Genomic DNA, 19,229 nt, shown 5'->3' with positions numbered 1-19,229 from the left:
CATATCTGGCGTTGACTTTTGGCACGCTGTTGAGTTCTCAAGGAACGGAAGCTTCCTTCAGACCGTTTCACCGGCCCTCCGGGCTTTCCCTTCGTCGTGTCTCCGACTTTAGCAGAAGTTCACTGGTCGGAATTACCACTCGCGTTTCGGAGACACGGATGCCCGAACTGAGATTTCTCTCGGCTTGGGTGGTGTGTCTTCGTCGAGCGAAGCGATATGGATCGTAGTCGGTCACCAGCGGACCTGTCCAGCTCGTGACAACCGTTCAAACCTACCTCCCTGCCAACCTTGAGTCAACGGTTCACCGTGAGGAACTTTCAGGCAGCCTCACGCGAAGGTCGACGGAGGGGTCTCCAGGTCTTCCAGCTCGATGCCGGGGGCCGCGAGGACCACGTCCCCGGCGATGTGGACGTCGTGCTGGTCGCCGGTCGCGAGGTCGTTGACCTGGTACTCGTCCACAGCCAGCGGCCCGTTGTCAGTGGGGTGTGCTGTCCTGGTGATCAAGGACCAGGACTGGTCCACGGTGAGGGGCGCGAGCACGGGGGGCCGGAATGACACGAGACGTACGCGGGTGGCGGGGCCGCCGGGTTCCAGGCGGAGCAGTCGCGCGGTGGCGATCAGGAACGCGGGCGAGGCACCGGTGAAGGCGTGGGCGGCGGTGTTGCCCTCCTGGGCGTGTTCGCCGGTGGGGTCGGTACGGACCCAGGTGACGCCGTCGAGTGCGGCTCCGCGTACCTGCCAGGCGGACGCGTGGAGTTCGAGGCGGATGGGGCGGCCGAGCTGGTCGAGGGTGAGGTCGACCGAGCCCGCGTGATCGCCGCCGGGGGTGGTGGTCTGCGCGGTGTAGCGCCAGCCGGAGGGGCCGGTGGCGCAGTGGAAGTGTTCTGCACCGAGGGGGGTGTGGTCGTGTGTGTCGTGGAACGAGTAACGGCCTCGGGGCATGGTGGGGTCTCGGTGTCTTTCGGTGTGCCGGTGACGTGCGAGGCCCCCGCCTCGGACGGGAGGCGGGGGCCAGCGCGCGGTGGATCAGTAGCGGTAGTGGTCGGACTTGTAGGGGCCTTCGACCTTCACGCCGATGTAGGCGGCCTGCTCCGGGCGGAGCGTGGTGAGCTTGACGCCCAGCGCGTCCAGGTGGAGACGGGCGACCTTCTCGTCCAGGTGCTTGGGGAGCACGTAGACGCCGATCGGGTACTCCTCCGGCTTGGTGAACAGCTCGATCTGGGCCAGGGTCTGGTCCGCGAAGGAGTTGGACATCACGAAGGAGGGGTGGCCGGTCGCGTTGCCCAGGTTGAGCAGGCGGCCCTCGGACAGCACGATCAGCGTCTTGCCGTCGGGGAAGGTCCAGGTGTGGACCTGCGGCTTGACCTCGTCCTTGACGATGCCGGGGATCTTCGCGAGGCCGGCCATGTCGATCTCGTTGTCGAAGTGGCCGATGTTCCCGACGATGGCCTGGTGCTTCATCTTGGCCATGTCGGAGGCCATGATGATGTCCTTGTTGCCGGTCGTGGTGACAAAGATGTCGGCGATGCCGATGACGTCGTCGAGGGTGGCGACCTGGTAGCCGTCCATCGCCGCCTGGAGCGCGCAGATCGGGTCGATCTCGGTGATGACGACGCGGGCGCCCTGGCCGCGCAGCGACTCCGCGCAGCCCTTGCCGACGTCGCCGTAGCCGCAGACCACGGCGACCTTGCCGCCGATGAGGACGTCGGTGGCGCGGTTGATGCCGTCGATCAGGGAGTGGCGGCAGCCGTACTTGTTGTCGAACTTCGACTTGGTGACCGCGTCGTTGACGTTGATCGCCGGGAAGAGCAGCGAGCCGTCCTGCTGCATCTCGTAGAGGCGGTGGACGCCGGTGGTGGTCTCCTCGGTGACGCCGCGGATCTCGGACGCGAGCTGCGTCCACTTCTGCGGGTTCTCGCCGAGAGTGCGGTTGAGGAGGCGCAGGACGAACTGCTCCTCCTCGCTCTCCGCGGTGGCCGGGTCGGGGGCGGCGCCGGCCTTCTCGAACTCGACGCCCTTGTGGACCAGGAGCGTGGCGTCGCCGCCGTCGTCCAGGATCATGTTGGGGCCGCCGGTGGCGGTGTTCGGCCAGGTCAGGGCCTGCTCCGTGCACCACCAGTACTCTTCGAGCGTCTCGCCCTTCCAGGCGAAGACGGGGATGCCCTGCGGGTTCTCCTCGGTGCCGTTCGGGCCGACGGCGATGGCCGCGGCCGCGTGGTCCTGGGTGGAGAAGATGTTGCAGGACGCCCAGCGGACCTCGGCGCCGAGGGCGACGAGGGTCTCGATCAGGACGGCGGTCTGCACGGTCATGTGCAGCGAGCCGGTGATCCGCGAGCCGGCCAGCGGCTGCGCGGCGGCGTACTCGTTGCGGATGGACATCAGGCCGGGCATCTCGTGCTCGGCGAGGGTGATCTCCTTGCGGCCGTAGGCGGCAAGCGAGAGGTCCGCGACCTTGAAGTCGGTGGCGGTGGTGGTCATATGAAGTGCTCCTCGGTGCTGCGGTCGAGGCGGACGTGGATACGGCGCGGCCACGGGGCGTGTACGGGGGTGCCATCGTGCGGACACACCCGTCCCCTTGCGGCAGCGCAATCCGTCGGAGGCCCTCTCTCCCTCGGCCGGGCATCGCGAGATGACCCGCCCGACCGCCATCAGCAGCGACGTCTGGCTACGACAAAGCTACACCGGACGGGCGGTCCGCCCCAGTGCGCTTCCGGTCACCGGCCGCCCGGAGTCTGGTCCGGGTCGGGGCCCGCGGCGGCGGCCTGCTCGCTGTAGATGTCGGGTTCCAGGTAGACGACGCGGGCGAAGGGTTCCGCGGCGCGGATGCGTTCCTCGGCGGCGTCGATGGCGCGGGCGACCTCGGCGGCGGTGTCGTCGTGCTGCACGGCGATCTTGGCGGCGACGAGGAGTTCTTCGGGGCCGAGGTGCAGGGTGCGCATGTGGATGACGCCGGTGACGGTGTCGCCGTCGACGACGGCCGCGCGGATCCTGGCCAGCGAGTCGGGTCCCGCGCCTTCGCCGATCAGCAGCGACTTGGTCTCGGCCGCGAGGACGAGGGCGATGGTGATGAGCAGCAGGCCGATGCAGAGGGTGCCGATGCCGTCCCAGACGCCGTCGCCGGTGGCGAGGGCGATGCCGACGCCGATCAGGGCGAGGACGAGGCCGATGAGGGCGCCGAAGTCCTCCAGGAGGACGACGGGGAGTTCGGGTGCCTTGGCGCGGCGGATGAACTCGGCCCAGGACTGCTTGCCGCGGGTGTGGTTGGACTCCTTGATGGCGGTGCGGAAGGAGTAGCCCTCGGCGATGATCGCGAAGATGAGGACGCCGACCGGCCAGTACCAGTGCTCGATCTCGTGCGGGTGGCGGATCTTCTCGTAGCCCTCGTAGAGCGCGAACATGCCGCCGACGGAGAACAGCACGATCGAGACGAGGAAGGCGTAGACGTAGCGTTCCCTGCCGTAGCCGAAGGGGTGCTCGTCGTTGGCGGCGCGCTTGGCCTTCTTGCCGCCGATCAGGAGCAGCGCCTGGTTGCCGGAGTCGGCGATGGAGTGCACGCCTTCGGCGAGCATCGAGGACGAGCCGCTGAACGCGAAGGCCACGAACTTGGCCACGGCGATGGCCAGGTTGGCGCTCAGCGCCGCGACGATCGCCCGTGTTCCGCCTGACGCGCTCATAGGTGCTGGGGTCCCTTTCGTCGGCCCGGGGCCTGTGCCTTGTCGTACCGGGCGCTGCGGACGCACATTGTTGCAGCCCGTCGGGCTTTTGGTGCGTCAGGCGGCCACGGTGGCCCGGAAGACGGTGCCTTCGCCGGTCAGCGTGGTGCGCTCGCTCGCGGGGACGTACGCCGACTCGCCGGGGGCCAGCGTCAAGGTGGTGCCGTCGCCGTCGCGCAGTTCGGCCCGGCCCGCGGTGCAGAGCAGGATCTGCGGGGTGCCGGAGCCGAGGGTGCGGGCCTGCGCGCCGGGGGCCAGGACGTAGCGGGAGAGCCGGAATTCGTCGATCGGCGCCGCGTACAGCTCTTCGCCGTCGGGGGCGGCCTCGGGGCGCAGGACGCCGGGGTCGCCGGCCTCGAAGCGGACGATGCGCAGGAGTTCGGGGACGTCGATGTGCTTGGGGGTGAGGCCGCAGCGCAGGACGTTGTCGGAGTTGGCCATGATCTCCACGCCGAGGCCGTCGAGGTAGGCGTGCGGGACGCCCGCGCCGAGGTAGAGGGCTTCGCCGGGTTGCAGGCGTACGTAGTTGAGCAGCATCGCGGCGATGACGCCGCGGTCGCCGGGGAAGCTGTGGGCGGCCTGGGCGTAGGCGGCGTAGTCCGCGGCGTAGGGGCTGTCGGTGGTGGACAGCCGGGCGGCGGCCTCGGCCGCGGCGGTGACGGTCTCGGCCATCGCCTCGGGTTCCGCGGTGAGGACGGCGGCGAGGACTTCGCGCAGCGCCTTGTCCTCGGGGTGGGCGCGGAGGATGTCGGCGTAGGGGGCGAGGGCGGGGACGCCGAGACCGTCGATGAGGTCGGCGGCGTCGGTGGGGCGGCGGAAGCCGCACAGTCCGTCGAACGGGGAGAGCGCCACGAGCATTTCGGGCTTGTGGTTGGCGTCCTTGTAGTTGCGGTCGGGGGCGCCGGTCGGGATGCCGCGGGCTTCCTCGTCGGCGAATCCGGCCTTGGCCTGCGCGAGGTCGGGGTGGACCTGGACGGAGAGCGGTGCGCCCGCGGCCAGCACCTTGAACAGGAAGGGCAGCCGGGGGCCGAAGCGCTTGACGGTGGTGTCGCCGAGTTCGGCGCGGGGGTCGGCCGCGATCACCGTGTCGAGTGCGACGGGGCCTTCGCCGCGGTCGATCCGGGAGGGCGCGCCGGGGTGGGCGCCCATCCACAGTTCGGCCTGGGGTTCGCCGGTCGGCGGTGTGCCGAGCAGTTCGGGGATGGCGGTGGTGGATCCCCAGGCGTAGGGGCGGATCGTGTTGGTGAGGCGGTTCATGCGGTCATGATCTCTCAGCCGAGGCGACGGTCAGGTAGACGGTGGCGAAATCCGCGAGGGCGATCAGTTCGGCCGCGGTGTCGAGCGGGCCGCCGGGGGCGGCGGCGATCTCGCTGAGCGGGGTGTCGTGGGCGTACGCCTGCTCGCGGGCGGCGGGGGTGGCGGGTCCGGGCTGCTCGGAGTTCTCCTGGAGGAGCACGATCCGCAGGCGCAGTCCCCCGGGTTCCTCGACGCGGTCGCGGAAGAAGTCCTCGGGGTCGGCGGCCAGGGCGAGGGCGCTGGCCTGGAGGGGGCCGTGGACGGTGAGCGCGGCGGGCAGTTCCGCGGTGAGCGCGGGCTGGCCCGCGCGGGTGCCGAGCACGGTCGCGAAGCGGCGGGCGGCGGTGGCGGAGAGCCGGCCCTGGCTCCACAACAGTGGGAGGGCGTCGGCCAGTTCGGCCGCGAGGGTCTTGGCCGGGTTGGTGTACGTGGCGATGGCGGGGCCGCAGCGGGCGGCGACCTCGTCGAGCCGGTCGGCGACGCCGTACAGCGCCTGGGTGGGTGCGCTCAGCAGGCCGATCCGGTCGGCGAGGGCGAGCAGCGGGGCGAGGAGCGCCCAGAAGGCGCCCGCGTCGTTGGCGGGGTCCTCGTCCGCGGGGTCCGCGCCGTTGCCGAAGGGGGCGGCGAACGGCAGGGCCATGCCGTGCACCTGTTCCACGGCTTCGGCGAGCGGTGCCTTGACCGGGGTGACGGCGGCGGCGGTGCAGCCGCGGCGGTAAGCCTGCTCCACGAGGTCGGTCAGGCCCTGCTCGCTGCCCTGCGGGGTGATGAGCAGCAGCAGGTCGAGCGGTCCCGCCCAGCCGGGCAGTGTCCAGCGGGACTGTTGCGGGGTGGGTCCTGTGGGCGGCAGCACCTCGACGGGGCAGGTCCCGGAGCCGAGGGCGACCAGCAGGTCGGCGACCGCGGCGGCGTCGGGTCCGCTGGCCGCGAGCAGGACGGTCCGGGGGCGGCCGTCGGGCCGCAGCGCGGTGACTCCAGCCTCTTCGGCCAGGCGCAGCGCGGTGCGTACGCGGGCGCCGGCGGCGGCGACGCCCAGCAGCAGTCCGCGGCTGTCCGCGCGGGCCAGCGCTTCGGGGTCCTCAAGCAGCGACTCGTCGAACAACGCGACCTCCCGGTCGGAAGCGGCCTGGTCAGGGTCGGCGGATGGATGGGGCGGGCGGTCCGGCGGTCGTGCGGGGGTGTCAGCGGGGGCGGCGGGCCTCGTCGACGAGGAGTACGGGGATGTCGTCGCGTACGGGGTAGGCGAGGCCGCACGTGTCGGAGGTGCAGACCAGCTCGTTCGCGTCGGCGTCCTCGCGGAGCGGGGCGTGGCACGCCGGGCAGGCGAGGATTTCCAGGAGGCGGGGTTCGACGAGCGGCATGGTGGGGTCCTCCGTGCTGGGTGCGGCGAGCGGCGAGGTGCCACCGCGCGCGGGACTGCGGTCGGGATACGGCGGGCGCGTGCTCCGAGCGGTACGGTCCCGGGCCGGGCCGACGGCTCCCGCCGCGTACGTTCTCAGCCTATAGCCGTAGCGCCCGGCCCCGAGTGCGGCCTGTGGATAACTCCGGGCGCGCTCATGCGGTGACCGGACCCGTACGACGACCAGGCGCGTACGACGACCGGCCCCCGTACCGCATAGGGCCCACCCCGCGTCGGCCCGCGAGGCCACGCCGGCTCAGGCCCTGACGATCGCCAGTACCTGGTCCCTGATGCGGGCCACGCCCTCCGCGTCGCGCGCCTCGACGTTGAGCCGCAGCAGCGGCTCGGTGTTGGAGGCGCGGAGGTTGAACCACCAGTCGGCGGAGGTGACGGTGAGCCCGTCCAGTTCGTCGAAGGTGACGCCGTCCTGGCCGACGAAGGCGGCGCGGACGGCCGCGGTGCTCGCGGCCTGGTCGGCGACGGTGCTGTTGATCTCGCCGGAGCCCGCGTAGCGGTCGTAGGCGGCGACGAGGGCGGACAGCGGGCCGTCCTGGGCGCCGAGGGCGGCCAGCAGGTGGAGGGCGGCGAGCATGCCGGTGTCGGCGTTCCAGAACTCGCGGAAGTAGTAGTGCGCGGAGTGCTCGCCGCCGAAGACGGCGCCGGAGTCGGCCATTTCCTGCTTGATGAAGGAGTGGCCGACACGGGTGCGCACCGGGACGCCGCCGTGTTCCCTGACCACCTCGGGCACCGACCAGGACGTGATCAGATTGTGGATGATCGTGGCGCCGGGGTGCTTGGCCAACTCGCGGGCGGCGACCAGCGCGGTCACAGCGGACGGTGAGACGGGTTCGCCGCGCTCGTCCACCGCGAAGCAGCGGTCGGCGTCGCCGTCGAAGGCCAGGCCGATGTCGGCGCCGGTCTCGCGGACCCGCGCCTGGAGGTCGACCAGATTCTTCGGGTCGAGCGGGTTGGCCTCGTGGTTGGGGAAGGTGCCGTCCAGTTCGAAGTACATCGGCACCAGGTCGACGGGCAGCCCGTCGAGGACGGTGGGCACGGTGTGGCCGCCCATGCCGTTGCCCGCGTCCACGACCACCTTGAGCGGCCGGATTCCGGAAAGGTCGACCAGCGAGCGCAGATAGGCGGCGTAGTCGCCGAGCACGTCGCGCCGCACCAGGGTGCCGGTTTCCACGTCGACGGCGGGGACGCCGTTCTCCAGCCACTTCTCCGCGAGCGCGCGGATGTCGGCGAGGCCGGTGTCCTGGCCGATCGGGGCGGCGCCCGCGCGGCACATCTTGATGCCGTTGTACCGCGCCGGGTTGTGGCTGGCCGTGAACATGGCGCCGGGCAGGTCGAGTTGCCCGCTGGCGAAGTACAACTCGTCGGTGGAGCAGAGGCCGATCTCGGTGACATCCGCGCCGCGGGAGGCGGCGCCGCGCGCGAAGGCGGCGGACAGGCCGGGGGACGAGGGCCGCATGTCGTGTCCGACGACGATCGCCGTGGCGTCGGTGACCGTGGCGAAGGCGGCGCCGAAGATCTCGGCGAGCGGCTCGTCCCACTGGTCGGGTACGACTCCGCGTACGTCGTAGGCCTTGACGAGCTGCGACAAATCGGCCACTGCACACCTCTGGTGAACTCTGGTGAAGGGTCGGAACGGCGCCGGTGGGCGGCGCGGTGGAGTTTCCACCACAACCTACCCCGATGGGGTGAGCGGAGTTTTTCGTCGCCGCCGCGACGCGAGGGGTGGCGTCACGGGAGCCCCGAAAGGGTCAACGGGACGGCGCGAGGGGCGGCTTGCGCGGGTGGGGGCGGCTGGCTACTGCTCGGGCGAGCGGAGCACGCGCAGATGGCCGCGGCGGGCCACTTCGAGCGGGTCGATGTCGCGCGGGCCGGGGCCCTGCTGGCGGCGCTCCTGGGGGCGGGCCGCCTCGCGCACCGCGTTGGCGAGCGCTTCGAGGTCGTCGCCGCTGGGCCCGACGGGACCGGTGTCCGTCGCCAGGCGCACGACTTCCCAGCCACGGGGCGCGGTCAGCCGCTCGGAGTGCTCGGAGCACAGGTCGTAGCAGTGCGGTTCCGCGTACGTGGCGAGCGGTCCGAGAACGGCGGTGGAGTCCGCGTAGACGTACGTCAGCGTCGCGACGGCGGGACGGCCGCATGCGGTGCGCGAACAGCGACGTACAAGGCTCACGAGGTTGGACGGTACCGCACTCTTGAGCGGGCCGCGACGACCCTCCGCCAGCTCACCCGGTCGTGTCGTCACGTGCCCCCGGAATCGTGCCGTGGGAAGGCCGCCGCGCTGACCTGCGCGGACGGAGAACACCTGGCAGGCGCGGGGCGGCGGTACGGAAGAAGTACGACACGAGGTCACGGCCGTGACAGTCGGCGGCTGGCGCATATGCGTCTGATCTATGGCCAGATGCTGACTGCGTGGTGTCCGTCCTGTGCGCACCCGGCGGGAGGGCTAGGCTCATCGCTGATGGAAAGCTCGGCACCTCCTCCTTCCGCACCCCGTCCGCGCCACCGCGACCGCCACGGACGTGGGATGCGCGGGCCCATCGCGCCCCCGCAGGTGCCGCTGGCGCTCAGCCGCGCCGACGCCTTCGACGACCTGGTGCGCGACGCCGCCGACCGGCTGGAAAGGCGCTGGCCGCAGCTCGCCGACGTCGAATTCGCCGTCCAGGAGGTGCCCTGGCCGCAGGACACCCCGCCGGCGGACGACGACACGGTGCCGCTGGGCCGTCTCATCGGCGCGGGCAAGGACCGGCCGAGCCGCATCGTGGTCTACCGACGCCCGGTGGAGATCCGCGCCAAGACCCGCGACGAGCGGGCACTCCTGGTGCACGAGATCGTCGTGGAGCAGGTCGCGGAGCTGCTCGGCCTGTCCCCCGAGAACGTCGACCCGAAGTACGGCGAGGACTGACACGGCCCGGCGCGGCCCCGACGCGGACCGCCCGCATATGGTGCGGCCCGCGCGGACCGCACCAGGTGCGGGAAAACGCCCTAGTGGTTGAGAATCCCCAGGTCGGCGCGGGCTGCGGGAACATCCACCATGCCGTGATCGTCGGACATCGGCTGGATCGTGAACATCGGCACCCCGTCCAGCGGGAGCGCCAGCGTCCGTGAGGCGTAGACGCTTCCGCCGGAGACGCGCTCGACGGTCACGGCGAACGTGCCCTTGCCGGACGCGGGCAGCGGCGGCGGGACGGCGACGGTCGTCCCCGCCTTGACGCTGACCGTCTTCGACACCGGCTCGCCGCCGGAGGATCCGGCCGACGCGGTGATCTTCACACTGGCGTCCTGGCCGACGGCGACCAGCGACAAGGTGGAGCCCTTGGTGCGGTTGTCGGCGACGGTGGAGCGGGTCTCGATCGCCGGGGTGGCGGGCAGGAACGCCATCTCCTGCTTGGCGCCCTTGCCACGCGTCACCCGCAGACCCGCCACGACGGGGACCGCCGCGTGGACCTGGCTGGAGGTGATGAGCAGCGAACCCGCCTCGCCCTTGGTGAGGTCGCCGAGGTCGACCGCGCTGGTCATACCGCTCTTGACGTGCAGCGTCTCGTGTCCCGCCGGAGTGATCGAGCCGGTCGGCGTCGCCAGCTTCAGCGTGAGGTCGGCGTCGTCGGAACCGGCCGCGTACACCACCAGGCGCACGGTCGCGGCGTCGGCGGGGATGCCGGGCAGCACCAGGCTGGTGGCGGGTTCGGCGGCCGGGGTCAGCCAGTCGCTGCCGAGCTTGTTGTCGACGGCCTGGACGGCCGCGCCGACCCGGCCGCTGCGCGCCACGACGTGCACGGTGAGGTCCTGCGCCTTGTCCGCGACCAGGGTGGACAGCAGCACCGGCTTGGCGGACTTGCCCGCCACGGTGATGCCGTCGCCGGTGGACGCCTTCAGCAGGCCGTCCTTGCCGTACAGCTCGATGTCGACGACCGCCGGGGTGTCGTCGGGGTTCACCAGGTGCAGGAAGTCCTGCCGGTCGGGTCCCGTGCTGGCGCCCGCGAACCAGAATTCGCTGTCCGGCGCCACACAGGACGCGCCGAGCAGGCCGCGGCCCGCCCCGGTGTCCACGACGGTGGTCTGCTGCACGGTCCAGCCGGGCGCGAGCGGCCCGTCGGCCGTACCGATCAGCGCGGGCGCGTCGGGCTTGTCGGTGGAGCTGGTGGCGGGCTTGCCCGCGGCCTTCAGCGGGGTGAGCGCCTTGCCCTTGGGCGTCGCGGGGACCAGTTGCGCGCTGCCGGAGCCGGTCGCGCCCGCCGTCCCCTGCGGGGTGAACGAGGTGTAGGTGGTGTTGGCGAATTCCGACGAGGACGGCGCCGGGCACAGCAGATTGCTGCGCTGTACGGGCAGCCGGGCCGCAGAGGCCACCGGCGCGGTGTCCCGGTCGCCGCCGCCGGACACCACGGCGGCGCCGGTCAGTACGGCCAGGGCGGCGACGGCGCCCGCCAGGGAGATCGTGCTGCGGTTCACTGGTGGTCGCTCCCGTCGCGGCGCTGGTCGTCTTCGGCGTAGTACGGGGTGGCCGGGTCGGGGTACGCGGCCGGGTCGTAGGGCTGCTGTCCGCCGTACGGCGCCTGCCCGTCGTACTGCTGCTGCGGCTGCTGCTGGTCGTAACCCGCCGTCTCGTCGTAACCGGCCGCCTCTTCGTGGCCGGTCGTCGCGTACGGGTCGTAGGGCGGCGGGGGCTGCTGCGGGTAGCCGTACTGGTCGGTGTAGCCGACCTGCTGCTGCTCGTACGTGCCCGGCTCCGCCGCGTACTGCTGCTGCCCGTCCCACTGCTGCTGGGCGGGGTCGGTGCCGTAGCCGGGGTCCTGCTGCGGGTAGCCGTAGAACTGCTCGCCGGTGTCGGGGGCAGGCACCGCGTACGGGTCGTAACCGCCCTCAGAGGGGTCGTACGGGGTCTGCGGCGGTGCGTCGGGGCCCGCGGGCCCGTCCTGGCCCTGCCGACCGGGGTGGGCCTGCTGGGCCGCGTAGGCCGCCTGCCCCTGGCCCTCGGCCTCCGCGGCGTCGGGATCGGCCGCGGCGGCCTCGGCGTCGGCCGCCGCCTGGAGGCGGCGGGCGCGACGGCCCTCGCCCGCACCTTGTGCGGGAATCTGGACGGCGCTGGGCGCGTCGGCCTCCGGCAGGTCGTCGTCGATCTCGCGGCGGCGGCCCGGCAGGGCCAGCACGATGACCACGAGCAGCAGCAGTCCCTGCGCGCCCAGCCACACGGTGTGGGTGAACGGCTCCTCATAGGTGACGTCCAGACGGCCGCCGGTGGCGGGCAGCTGGAAGCCCTGCGCCCAGCCGTCGACGGTCGTTCTGGGCAGCGCGGATCCGTTCAGGGTCGCGTGCCAGCCGGGCGCGGCGGAGTCCGCCAGGCGCAATACGCGGCCTTCGGGACCCGCGGGCACCGTGGTGTGCGCCTCGATCTTGCCGGCCGCGACGGCGACGGGCTGCGCGCCCTTGCTGGTGATCGCGATCCTGGAGACCGCGTCGTTGACGCGCCACAATTCGCTGCCGTCCGCCTGGCTCACCCGGGACAGGCCCGGGGTGCTGTCCAGGACGCGGCCCACCGAGCGCGGCGCGCCCTTCTGCGCCAGTACGTAGCGGATGGCGTATCCGGTGAGGCGGCTGCCCTGGTCGGCGCCGGAACCCGCCACCAGGTTGGCGACGACGGTGTCCAGTTCGCTGTCGCGGGACGCCTCCGCGGCCAGTTCCGCGTCGCCGATCCGCGCGCCCGCGCCGCGCACCAGGGAGTACGAGATACGGCCCGCGGTGCCGTTGAGCACCAGGGTGCGGGCCTGGTCGCGGGAGGTGCTCTCCTCGGCGACGAAGGCGGGCACCTGCTGCGGGTCCTGGCGCTTGATGGGGCCGTTCGCGCCGTCGGCGACCCAGGTGAAAGCGGCCAGCAGCGGCGCGAGGGCCGCGGCCAGCGCGATCAGGCCCGCGACGGGCTGGCGCCAGCCGAAGCCGCTGGCGGCGATCCGCTCCTTGGCGCCTTCCGCGCCGATCGCGGCGGCGGCCAGCAGCGCGAGGCCGTAGACGAGGGTGGCGGGGCCCGCCCACGCCTTGGTGTTCTCGATGACGGCGAAGAGCAGACCGGTCGCGGCGGCGGCCCAGGCGGCGACGATCGCCGGGCGGCGGGTGTCGCGCATCAGGGCGGCGAGCGCGGCCAGGACGACGCCGATCAGCAGGAAGGCGGCGCCCGCCTTGGGGCCGCCGGGGCTGAGCATCAGCAGGTCGATGCCGGAGACGCCCTTGTCGCCGTACGGCAGTCCCGCCTCGTGCAGCAGGCGTCCGGGGTGCGCGAGCAGCGTCAGCGACCAGGGGGCGAGCAGCACGATCGGGGTGATCAGCAGGGCCGCGAAGCGCAGGAGCTGCGGGACCAGGAGCTGCTGCTGGCCGCGGGCCATCCGCCAGCCGAGGGTGGCGGCGGCCAGTGTCAGGGCGATCGGCCAGGTGACCGGGGTGAAGGCGGTGGTGAAGGTGAGCATCAGCGCCAGCGCCCAGGTGGAGCGCCAGCCGGGCCGTGCGCCGCGCTCGATCGCGCCGTCGCCGAGCTGAAGGCCCGCGGTGCCGACGGCGGCGCGCGCCATCAGCGGCAGCAGGATGGCCAGTACGGCGGTGCCGAGCCGTCCGGTGGCCAGTGCCCCAGTGGCGGCGGGCAGGAAGGCGTACGCGACCGACGCCCAGGCGCGCAGCAGGCGCGACTCGACGAGCGGGCGGGAGGCGAAGTAGGCGGTGATCCCGGCCAGCGGCACGGAGGCCACCAGCAGCAGGGTGAGGGTGAGTCCCGTGGAGCCGAAGAGCACGGTCGCGAAGAGCGCGAGGACCGCGAGGTACGGGGGCGCGGCCTGGGTGCCGCCGGTGCCCAGCGCGTGCCAGGAACCCGTGTAGGTGCCCCACAGGTCGGAGGCGCCGGGGTCGGCGGGCAGCAGGGCGCCGCCGAAGAGGGCTCCCCCGCCGAGCAGCGAGCGGCAGGCGGCGAGCGAGACGACGAGCAGGACGGCGAAGAGCACGGGGCCCGGCTTGCGGGCGACGCGCTTGAGCCGCGCGAATTGCTCGACTTCCAGGAAGTCGCCGTCCTCGTCGCCCGGTCCCGACTCGACGGAGCCGCCGTGCCGTCCCGCGGCGGCGGACGCGGCGTCCGCGCGGCCCGCGATGTTGCTGACGACCTGGTCGACGGTGGCGCGTACGGTCGCGCCGGGCGGCGGGAAGAGCGGTCGCAGTTCGGAGGGCGGTACGGCGCCGCGGCCTCTTCTGCGTCTGGCGGCCAGCACCCGTCCGGGGCGCAGCAGGACGCCGAGCAGTCCGACGATCTCGTCGACGGCCTGTCCCGGCACCTTGCCGACGAGATAGGCGAGCGTGCGCAATATGGTGCCGACGGCGATCCGCAGCATCACGTAGGGCAGCAGCGGGCCGCGGGTGTTGGCCAGCAGGGTGTAGACGGCGCCGGCCTTGTCGACGCGGTGCGGGTTGACCGAGGAGCGGCCCGCGCAGTCGACCGGGCGGCGCTCGCGGGAGGCGGCCTCGGCGTGCCACATGACGGCGTCGGGGGCGACCAGCACGGTGTGGCCCGCCGCTTGGGCGCGCCAGCAGAAGTCGACGTCGTCGCGCATCAGGGGCAGCCTGCGGTCGAATCCGCCCAGCTCCTCCCATACGTCGCGGCGCACGAGCATGCCCGCGGACGACACGGCGAGCACCGGGCGGGTCTGGTCGTGCTGGCCCTGGTCCTGCTCGCGGCGTTCGAGCGCGGTCCAACGGCGACCGCTGCGGGCGATGCTGACGCCGACTTCGAGGAGCTGCCTGCGGTCGAACCAGCTCCGCAGCTTGGGGCCGATGATCGAGGCGGACGGCGAGGCGTCCGCGGTGCGCAGCAGGGCGGCGAGCGCTCCGGGGTCGGGCTCGCAGTCGTCGTGCAGCAGCCACAGCCACTGGACGGGGTCGCCGTGCGGTTGCTCGGGCTCGTCGTACGCGTCGTCGTTCCAACTGCGGCTGACCGGGTCCCAGCCGCTGCGGCGTCCCAGGTACGGCAACTGCTCGGCGCTGAGCGGCGCGGCGACCCTGGCGGCCTCCTCGACGGCGGCGCCGAAGCCGGTACGGCGGGCCAGGTGCAGGACGCGCTGGTCGCCGAGGGAGTCGGCGAGCAGCCGCGCGGAGTCGTCCGCGCTGCCGGTGTCGGCGGCGATCACGTCCTGGACAGGGCGGTCCTGGGAGAGCAGGCCGGCGAGGGCTTTGGGCAGCCAGCGCGCGCCGTCGTGCGCGACGAGCACGGCGGTGACGACGTGGCGCGGGAACTCAGGGATGCCGGCCGGGAAGAAGGCCGGTGCTGGGCTGTTCACGGACATCGAGGTTCGGGCCCCGGTTCGCTGGACTGCGGTTGACGCATCGGCCGCCGGCGGCGGGGAACGTCTCGGACGGGCCCCCACACTAACGGCTTACACCGGGAGCTCCGTCCGAGTGTGAGAACAACGGCAGCCCGCCTCCCGTGCCGGTGGGCGCGGAAAGCGGGCTGTACGCGGGCTGGAAGCAGGCTGTGCGTGAGCTGCGATCGGGCCGGTGCGCGGTGCCGCGCGAGGGGCCGGGGGCGCGGTCAGGGCTCGGTCGGCGCCCTGCCGCGGACCCGGTCGTCGGACCGGTCTCGTGGGTCAGACGACGCCCTTCTTCAGGCGGCGGCGCTCCCGCTCGGACAGGCCGCCCCAGATGCCGAAGCGTTCGTCGTTGGCCAGGGCGTACTCCAGGCAGTCGGAACGGACTTCACAGGCGAGGCAGACTTTCTTCGCCTCACGCGTGGAACCGCCCTTTTCCGGGAAGAACGACTCGGGGTCGGTCTGCGCACACAGCGCGCGCTCCTGCCAGCCGAGTTCCTCGTCGGCCTCTTCGGCCAGCAGCAACTGGAACTGCTCGGTCATGCGCGCCCCTCGTCTGTCGTGCTTCCCCGTGATGTTGCCGTCACCATGAGCGGCCTAACGACACGAGTGAAATTACAAGTGTGCCGATCCGGGCCAGTCAAGCCGAGATCTGCTATTGGGCCCGTTATTCACTCCGCTGAACCAAGAGGTGACAGAAAGTGTTGATATCGGCCTAAAATCCGGTATCCGTCAACCATGGTCCCGCCGATCCACCGTTCACACCTCGTCAGACGCCTTGGCGACGCGCCACGTTCCGCCATTCGGGTGAAGCGTTGTGGATCACATTCCGATCACAGAAGCACAACAGCACAACGTGCTCCTCGTGCGGTTGGGCACCACATATCCGCACACTTCTGCGCACAAACCTTTCACCAACCCTTCCAGCCGGATCAGGTGAAAGATTCGCGACATTCCGGTCATCCGGTTGACAAGGTGCGGGCGGGACCGGTCTCCTTGACGGCATGCCTGCTGAGCACCACGCGCCTACCCGGACTCGCCGTCGCGAGTCCCGCTGCGTCGCGCTCGCCCAGAGCTGTTGTCGTTCCTGTTGTTGCCGCTGAGCCCCCTGCCCAGGACCTGTCACGGACCTGGCACCGCCTAGCCACTCGCGCATCACGAGGAACACACCTTCATGTACAGCGATGTCTCGATCGCCGGTGACCCGCTCGCCCTTCCCCACCTGCTCCCCCCGGTGCCGCAACACCCACGCACCGTCGCGGAGTTCGCCGGGCTCGCCCGCTCCATCGCCGCCGACCGCGAGCGATGGGCCTCCCAGGTGCGCTACGACGCCACCACCCGCTGGTACGCGCGGCTGCGCCGCGGCCCCGGCTACGAGGTGTGGCTGCTGAGCTGGCTGCCCGGTCAGACCAGCGGGCTGCACGACCACGGCCTGTCGTCCGGTGTGCTCACCGTGCTCCAAGGGGCGCTGCGCGAGCGGGCGCTGCCGGGCGCGAGCGTGGGCGGCGTCGGTCGCGAGGTCAACCGGGTGCTGTCGGCGGGCGCGCAGCGCGCCTTCGCGCCCGGTTACGTCCACGAGGTCGTCAACGACGCGCTGGAACCCGCGGTGAGCCTGCACGTCTACTTCCCCGGCCTCACCAAGATGACCCCGTACGCCTGCACGTCCGCCGCCCCGCGGGCCGATACCTCACGGGCCGCCGCGGCGGGCTGACAGACTGGGAACCATGCGAATCGTGGTTCTGGCCGGAGGTATTGGAGGGGCGCGCTTTCTGCGCGGCCTGAAGGCAGCGGCGCCGGAGGCGGAGATCACCGTCATCGGCAACACCGGAGACGACATCCATCTGTTCGGTTTGAAGGTCTGCCCCGACCTCGACACCGTGATGTACACCCTCGGCGGCGGCATCCACGAGGAGCAGGGCTGGGGGCGGGCCGAGGAGACCTTCGCGGTCAAGGAGGAACTCGCCGCGTACGGCGTGGGCCCCGAGTGGTTCGGTCTCGGCGACCGGGACTTCGCCACCCACATCGTGCGCACACAGATGGTCGGCGCGGGCTACCCGCTCAGCGCCGTCACCGAAGCGCTGTGCGCCCGCTGGAAGCCCGGCGTGCGGCTCATCCCGATGTCCGACGACCGGATCGAGACCCACGTGCTGGTCGAGATCGACGGCGAGCGCAAGGCCGTTCACTTCCAGGAGTACTGGGTACGGCTGCGCGCCTCCGTCCCCGCCCACGCCGTCGTGCCGGTCGGCGCGGAGGGCGCCAAGCCCGCGCCCGGCGTCCTGGAGGCGATCGGCGAGGCGGACGTCATCGTCTTCCCGCCGTCCAACCCCGTCGTCAGCATCGGCACCATCCTCGCCGTGCCCGGCATCCGCGAGGCCATCGCCGAGGCCGGGGTACCGGTCGTCGGCCTCTCCCCGCTCATCGGCGACGCCCCCGTGCGCGGCATGGCCGACAAGGTGCTGGCCGCCGTCGGGGTCGAGTCGACGGCCGCGGCCGTCGCCGCGCACTACGGCTCCGGGCTGCTGGACGGCTGGCTGGTCGACACCGTCGACGCCGCCGCCGTCCCCGAGGTCGAGGCCGCCGGAATCCGCTGCCGGGCCATCCCGCTGCTCATGGACGGCCCCGAGGCCACGGCCCAGATGGCCAGGGAGGCGCTGACGCTCGCCGAGGAGGTACGGGCATGAACGCGCCCCGCTACGAGGTGTTCGCCGTCCCCGGCATCGCCGAGGTGCAGCCGGGCGCCGACATCGCCAAGCTCATCGCCGCCACCGGGACCGAACTCGCCGACGGTGACGTCCTGCTGGTCACCTCCAAGATCGTCAGCAAGGCCGAGGGCCGGATCGTCAAGGCGGACGACCGCGAGGCCGCCATCGACGCCGAGGCCGTACGCCTCGTCGCCCGCCGCGGACCGACCCGCATCGTCGAGACCCGGCACGGCTTCGTCATGGCCGCGGCGGGCGTCGACGCCTCCAACACCGCGGCGGGAACCATCCTTCTGCTCCCCGAGGACCCCGACGCCTCCGCCCGGCGCGTCCGGGACGGCCTCCGCGAGATCCTCGGCGTACGCGTCGGCGTCATCGTCACCGACACCTTCGGGCGGCCCTGGCGCGAAGGTCTCACCGACGTCGCCATCGGCGCCGCCGGGGTCCGCGTCCTGGACGACCTGCGCGGCGGCCTCGACAGCCACGGCAACCTCATGTCCGCGACGGTGACCGCCACCGCGGACGAGTTGGCCGCCGCCGGGGACCTGGTCAAGGGGAAGGTCGGGGGGTTGCCGGTGGCCGTCGTACGGGGGCTCGGCGAAGTCGTCGTCGCCGACGGCGCTCTCGCCGACGACGACGATTCCGGCGCGCGGCCTCTTGTGCGGGCCGCCGCCAACGACATGTTCCGGCTCGGCACCTCCGAGGCCGTACGCGAGGCCGTCTCGCTGCGGCGGACGGTACGGGAGTTCACCGACGACGCGGTCGACCCCGCCGCGGTTCGACGTGCCGTCGCGCTCGCCGTCACCGCGCCCGCTCCCCACCACACCACTCCGTGGCGGTTCGTCCTCCTGGAGTCGGCCGAGACACGGGAGCGGTTGCTCGACGCCATGCGGGACGCCTGGGCGGCGGACCTGCGGCGCGACGGTTTCTCCGAGGAGTCCGTGGCACGGCGGCTTCGGCGGGGGGACGTGCTGCGGCGCGCTCCTTATCTCGTCGTGCCGTGCCTTGTCGCCGACGGGGCTCACGCCTATCCGGATGCGCGGCGGGGGGCCGCGGAGCGGGAGATGTTCGTGGTGGCTGTGGGGGCGGCCGTCGAGAACTTTCTTGTGGCGCTTGCCGGGGAGAGGCTTGGCTCCGCCTGGGTTTCCTCCACGATGTTCTGCCGTGACGTCGTCCGTGACGTCCTTCGGCTTCCCGCCGACTGGGACCCCATGGGGGCCGTGGCCATTGGGTGGCCGGCCGCCGCGCCGGCCGTTCGGCCGGCTCGCGACCCCGCCGCCTTCATCGCCGTTCGCTGAGCCCCCTCCGGGGGGGTTGTCTTTCCCGCCCGCCCACCCGTGCGGGTGTGTTGTCGTTTGCGGGTGCCGCCTGTGCCTGGTCGGTGCCGGTCCGGGGCACCTCCTCGAAATCCGTACCACCTGGTCCCGCGCATCCGGTGCCGTTCCTGTCGACGTATTTCTGCGGGGGCACCCCGGCCCGTCCCCTCCTCGCCCGTCGGCGTCCGCCTGCCGGTGGGGGTTGCCGGGGTGGGGGGCTCGGGTACGTCGGCGTCCGACGGTCCGGCGGGGGTGGCGGAGGGGGGTGAGTGGGAGCCCGGCCACTGCACGCCCGACGTCCAGCGGGGGTGGCGAAAGGGGGTGGGTGGGGGCCCGGGCGTCCCCGCCAGCGGCCGTCCAACCGGGTGGGCCAAAACGGGTGGGCTGGATCCGAGCCCTCCGCCACCCGGCCCTCCGACCGAGCAAGCAGAAGGCGGTGGGTGGGAGCCGAGCCCCTGCGCGAC

At 72.3% G+C, this 19,229-nt stretch carries 15 protein-coding genes; 4 read left to right on the top strand and 11 right to left on the bottom strand.

The annotated features are described in order from the left end of the window. Nucleotides 1–327: 327 nt before the first annotated feature. The 8 genes from ACFZBB_RS30160 to ACFZBB_RS30125 form a co-directional block, all read right to left on the bottom strand. Entirely contained in the window at nucleotides 328–942 is a 615-nt protein-coding gene (locus ACFZBB_RS30160) for a hypothetical protein (protein WP_391128898.1), read from the bottom strand. 84 nt (nucleotides 943–1,026) lie between these two features. Further along, entirely contained in the window at nucleotides 1,027–2,478 is a 1,452-nt protein-coding gene (gene ahcY / locus ACFZBB_RS30155) for an adenosylhomocysteinase (protein ID WP_391128895.1), read from the bottom strand. 236 nt (nucleotides 2,479–2,714) lie between these two features. Beyond that, nucleotides 2,715–3,674, bottom strand: coding sequence for a cation diffusion facilitator family transporter (locus ACFZBB_RS30150; protein WP_391128892.1), 960 nt, complete (start codon nucleotides 3,672–3,674; stop codon nucleotides 2,715–2,717). Between the two features lie 96 nt (nucleotides 3,675–3,770). Further along, complete coding sequence (gene manA / locus ACFZBB_RS30145; protein ID WP_391128889.1) at nucleotides 3,771–4,970, bottom strand: mannose-6-phosphate isomerase, class I; 1,200 nt, start codon at nucleotides 4,968–4,970, stop codon at nucleotides 3,771–3,773. A gap of 4 nt (nucleotides 4,971–4,974) precedes the next feature. Then, nucleotides 4,975–6,111 (bottom strand): SIS domain-containing protein, encoded by a 1,137-nt coding sequence (locus tag ACFZBB_RS30140; protein ID WP_355350076.1) that lies wholly within the window; start codon nucleotides 6,109–6,111, stop codon nucleotides 4,975–4,977. Nucleotides 6,112–6,190: 79 nt separating this feature from the next. Continuing rightward, nucleotides 6,191–6,370: a Trm112 family protein gene (locus ACFZBB_RS30135; RefSeq protein ID WP_391128886.1), complete on the bottom strand. Its 180-nt coding sequence runs from the start codon at nucleotides 6,368–6,370 to the stop codon at nucleotides 6,191–6,193. Between the two features lie 294 nt (nucleotides 6,371–6,664). Further along, the gene (locus tag ACFZBB_RS30130; protein WP_391128883.1) at nucleotides 6,665–8,023 is read right to left on the bottom strand and encodes a phosphomannomutase/phosphoglucomutase; all 1,359 of its coding nucleotides are present in this window, start codon (nucleotides 8,021–8,023) and stop codon (nucleotides 6,665–6,667) included. A gap of 198 nt (nucleotides 8,024–8,221) precedes the next feature. Then, entirely contained in the window at nucleotides 8,222–8,644 is a 423-nt protein-coding gene (locus ACFZBB_RS30125) for a DUF3499 family protein (RefSeq protein ID WP_391128926.1), read from the bottom strand. 237 nt (nucleotides 8,645–8,881) lie between these two features. On the opposite strand from ACFZBB_RS30125, the gene ACFZBB_RS30120 reads away from it, so the two are divergent. Continuing rightward, entirely contained in the window at nucleotides 8,882–9,325 is a 444-nt protein-coding gene (locus tag ACFZBB_RS30120; RefSeq protein ID WP_391128880.1) for a metallopeptidase family protein, read from the top strand. An 80-nt stretch (nucleotides 9,326–9,405) separates the two neighbouring features. Here the strand turns inward: ACFZBB_RS30120 and ACFZBB_RS30115 are convergent, their stop codons facing one another. From ACFZBB_RS30115 to ACFZBB_RS30105, 3 genes are all read right to left on the bottom strand, one after another. Then, complete coding sequence (locus ACFZBB_RS30115) at nucleotides 9,406–10,869, bottom strand: DUF5719 family protein (protein WP_391128877.1); 1,464 nt, start codon at nucleotides 10,867–10,869, stop codon at nucleotides 9,406–9,408. Next, nucleotides 10,866–14,729, bottom strand: coding sequence for a glycosyltransferase (locus tag ACFZBB_RS30110; protein ID WP_391128874.1), 3,864 nt, complete (start codon nucleotides 14,727–14,729; stop codon nucleotides 10,866–10,868). Before ACFZBB_RS30110 ends, ACFZBB_RS30115 begins: the two co-directional genes overlap by 4 nt. Nucleotides 14,730–15,029: 300 nt before the next feature. Beyond that, complete coding sequence (locus ACFZBB_RS30105) at nucleotides 15,030–15,293, bottom strand: WhiB family transcriptional regulator (protein WP_031519519.1); 264 nt, start codon at nucleotides 15,291–15,293, stop codon at nucleotides 15,030–15,032. Between the two features lie 631 nt (nucleotides 15,294–15,924). On the opposite strand from ACFZBB_RS30105, the gene ACFZBB_RS30100 reads away from it, so the two are divergent. Genes ACFZBB_RS30100 through ACFZBB_RS30090 form a run of 3 tightly spaced genes read left to right on the top strand, consistent with a single transcriptional unit; the run spans nucleotide 15,925 to nucleotide 18,747 of the window. Beyond that, nucleotides 15,925–16,461: a cysteine dioxygenase gene (locus tag ACFZBB_RS30100; protein WP_391128871.1), complete on the top strand. Its 537-nt coding sequence runs from the start codon at nucleotides 15,925–15,927 to the stop codon at nucleotides 16,459–16,461. 13 nt (nucleotides 16,462–16,474) lie between these two features. After that, a complete protein-coding gene (cofD, locus tag ACFZBB_RS30095; RefSeq protein ID WP_391128868.1) occupies nucleotides 16,475–17,431 on the top strand; it encodes a 2-phospho-L-lactate transferase in 957 nt (318 codons plus the stop codon). Beyond that, entirely contained in the window at nucleotides 17,428–18,747 is a 1,320-nt protein-coding gene (locus ACFZBB_RS30090) for a coenzyme F420-0:L-glutamate ligase (protein ID WP_391128865.1), read from the top strand. The genes cofD and ACFZBB_RS30090 overlap by 4 nt, the downstream gene beginning before the upstream one ends. Nucleotides 18,748–19,229: the final 482 nt, after the last annotated feature.

Source organism: Streptomyces sp. NPDC008139 (genome assembly GCF_042957025.1).
Classification (GTDB): domain Bacteria; phylum Actinomycetota; class Actinomycetes; order Streptomycetales; family Streptomycetaceae; genus Actinacidiphila.
Note: the sequence above shows the minus strand (reverse complement) of the source record. Positions and strands in the feature narration are given on the sequence as shown.

Excerpts from the sequence above, each read along its gene's own strand:
- ACFZBB_RS30160 (WP_391128898.1), bottom strand. The coding sequence starts at position 942 with ATGCCCCGAGGCCGTTACTCGTTCCACGACACACACGACCACACCCCC.
- ahcY (WP_391128895.1), bottom strand. The coding sequence starts at position 2,478 with ATGACCACCACCGCCACCGACTTCAAGGTCGCGGACCTCTCGCTTGCC.
- ACFZBB_RS30150 (WP_391128892.1), bottom strand. The coding sequence starts at position 3,674 with ATGAGCGCGTCAGGCGGAACACGGGCGATCGTCGCGGCGCTGAGCGCC.
- manA (WP_391128889.1), bottom strand. The coding sequence starts at position 4,970 with ATGAACCGCCTCACCAACACGATCCGCCCCTACGCCTGGGGATCCACC.
- ACFZBB_RS30135 (WP_391128886.1), bottom strand. The coding sequence starts at position 6,370 with ATGCCGCTCGTCGAACCCCGCCTCCTGGAAATCCTCGCCTGCCCGGCG.
- ACFZBB_RS30120 (WP_391128880.1), top strand. The coding sequence starts at position 8,882 with ATGGAAAGCTCGGCACCTCCTCCTTCCGCACCCCGTCCGCGCCACCGC.
- ACFZBB_RS30110 (WP_391128874.1), bottom strand. The coding sequence starts at position 14,729 with ATGTCCGTGAACAGCCCAGCACCGGCCTTCTTCCCGGCCGGCATCCCT.
- ACFZBB_RS30105 (WP_031519519.1), bottom strand. The coding sequence starts at position 15,293 with ATGACCGAGCAGTTCCAGTTGCTGCTGGCCGAAGAGGCCGACGAGGAA.
- ACFZBB_RS30100 (WP_391128871.1), top strand. The coding sequence starts at position 15,925 with ATGTACAGCGATGTCTCGATCGCCGGTGACCCGCTCGCCCTTCCCCAC.
- cofD (WP_391128868.1), top strand. The coding sequence starts at position 16,475 with ATGCGAATCGTGGTTCTGGCCGGAGGTATTGGAGGGGCGCGCTTTCTG.
- ACFZBB_RS30090 (WP_391128865.1), top strand. The coding sequence starts at position 17,428 with ATGAACGCGCCCCGCTACGAGGTGTTCGCCGTCCCCGGCATCGCCGAG.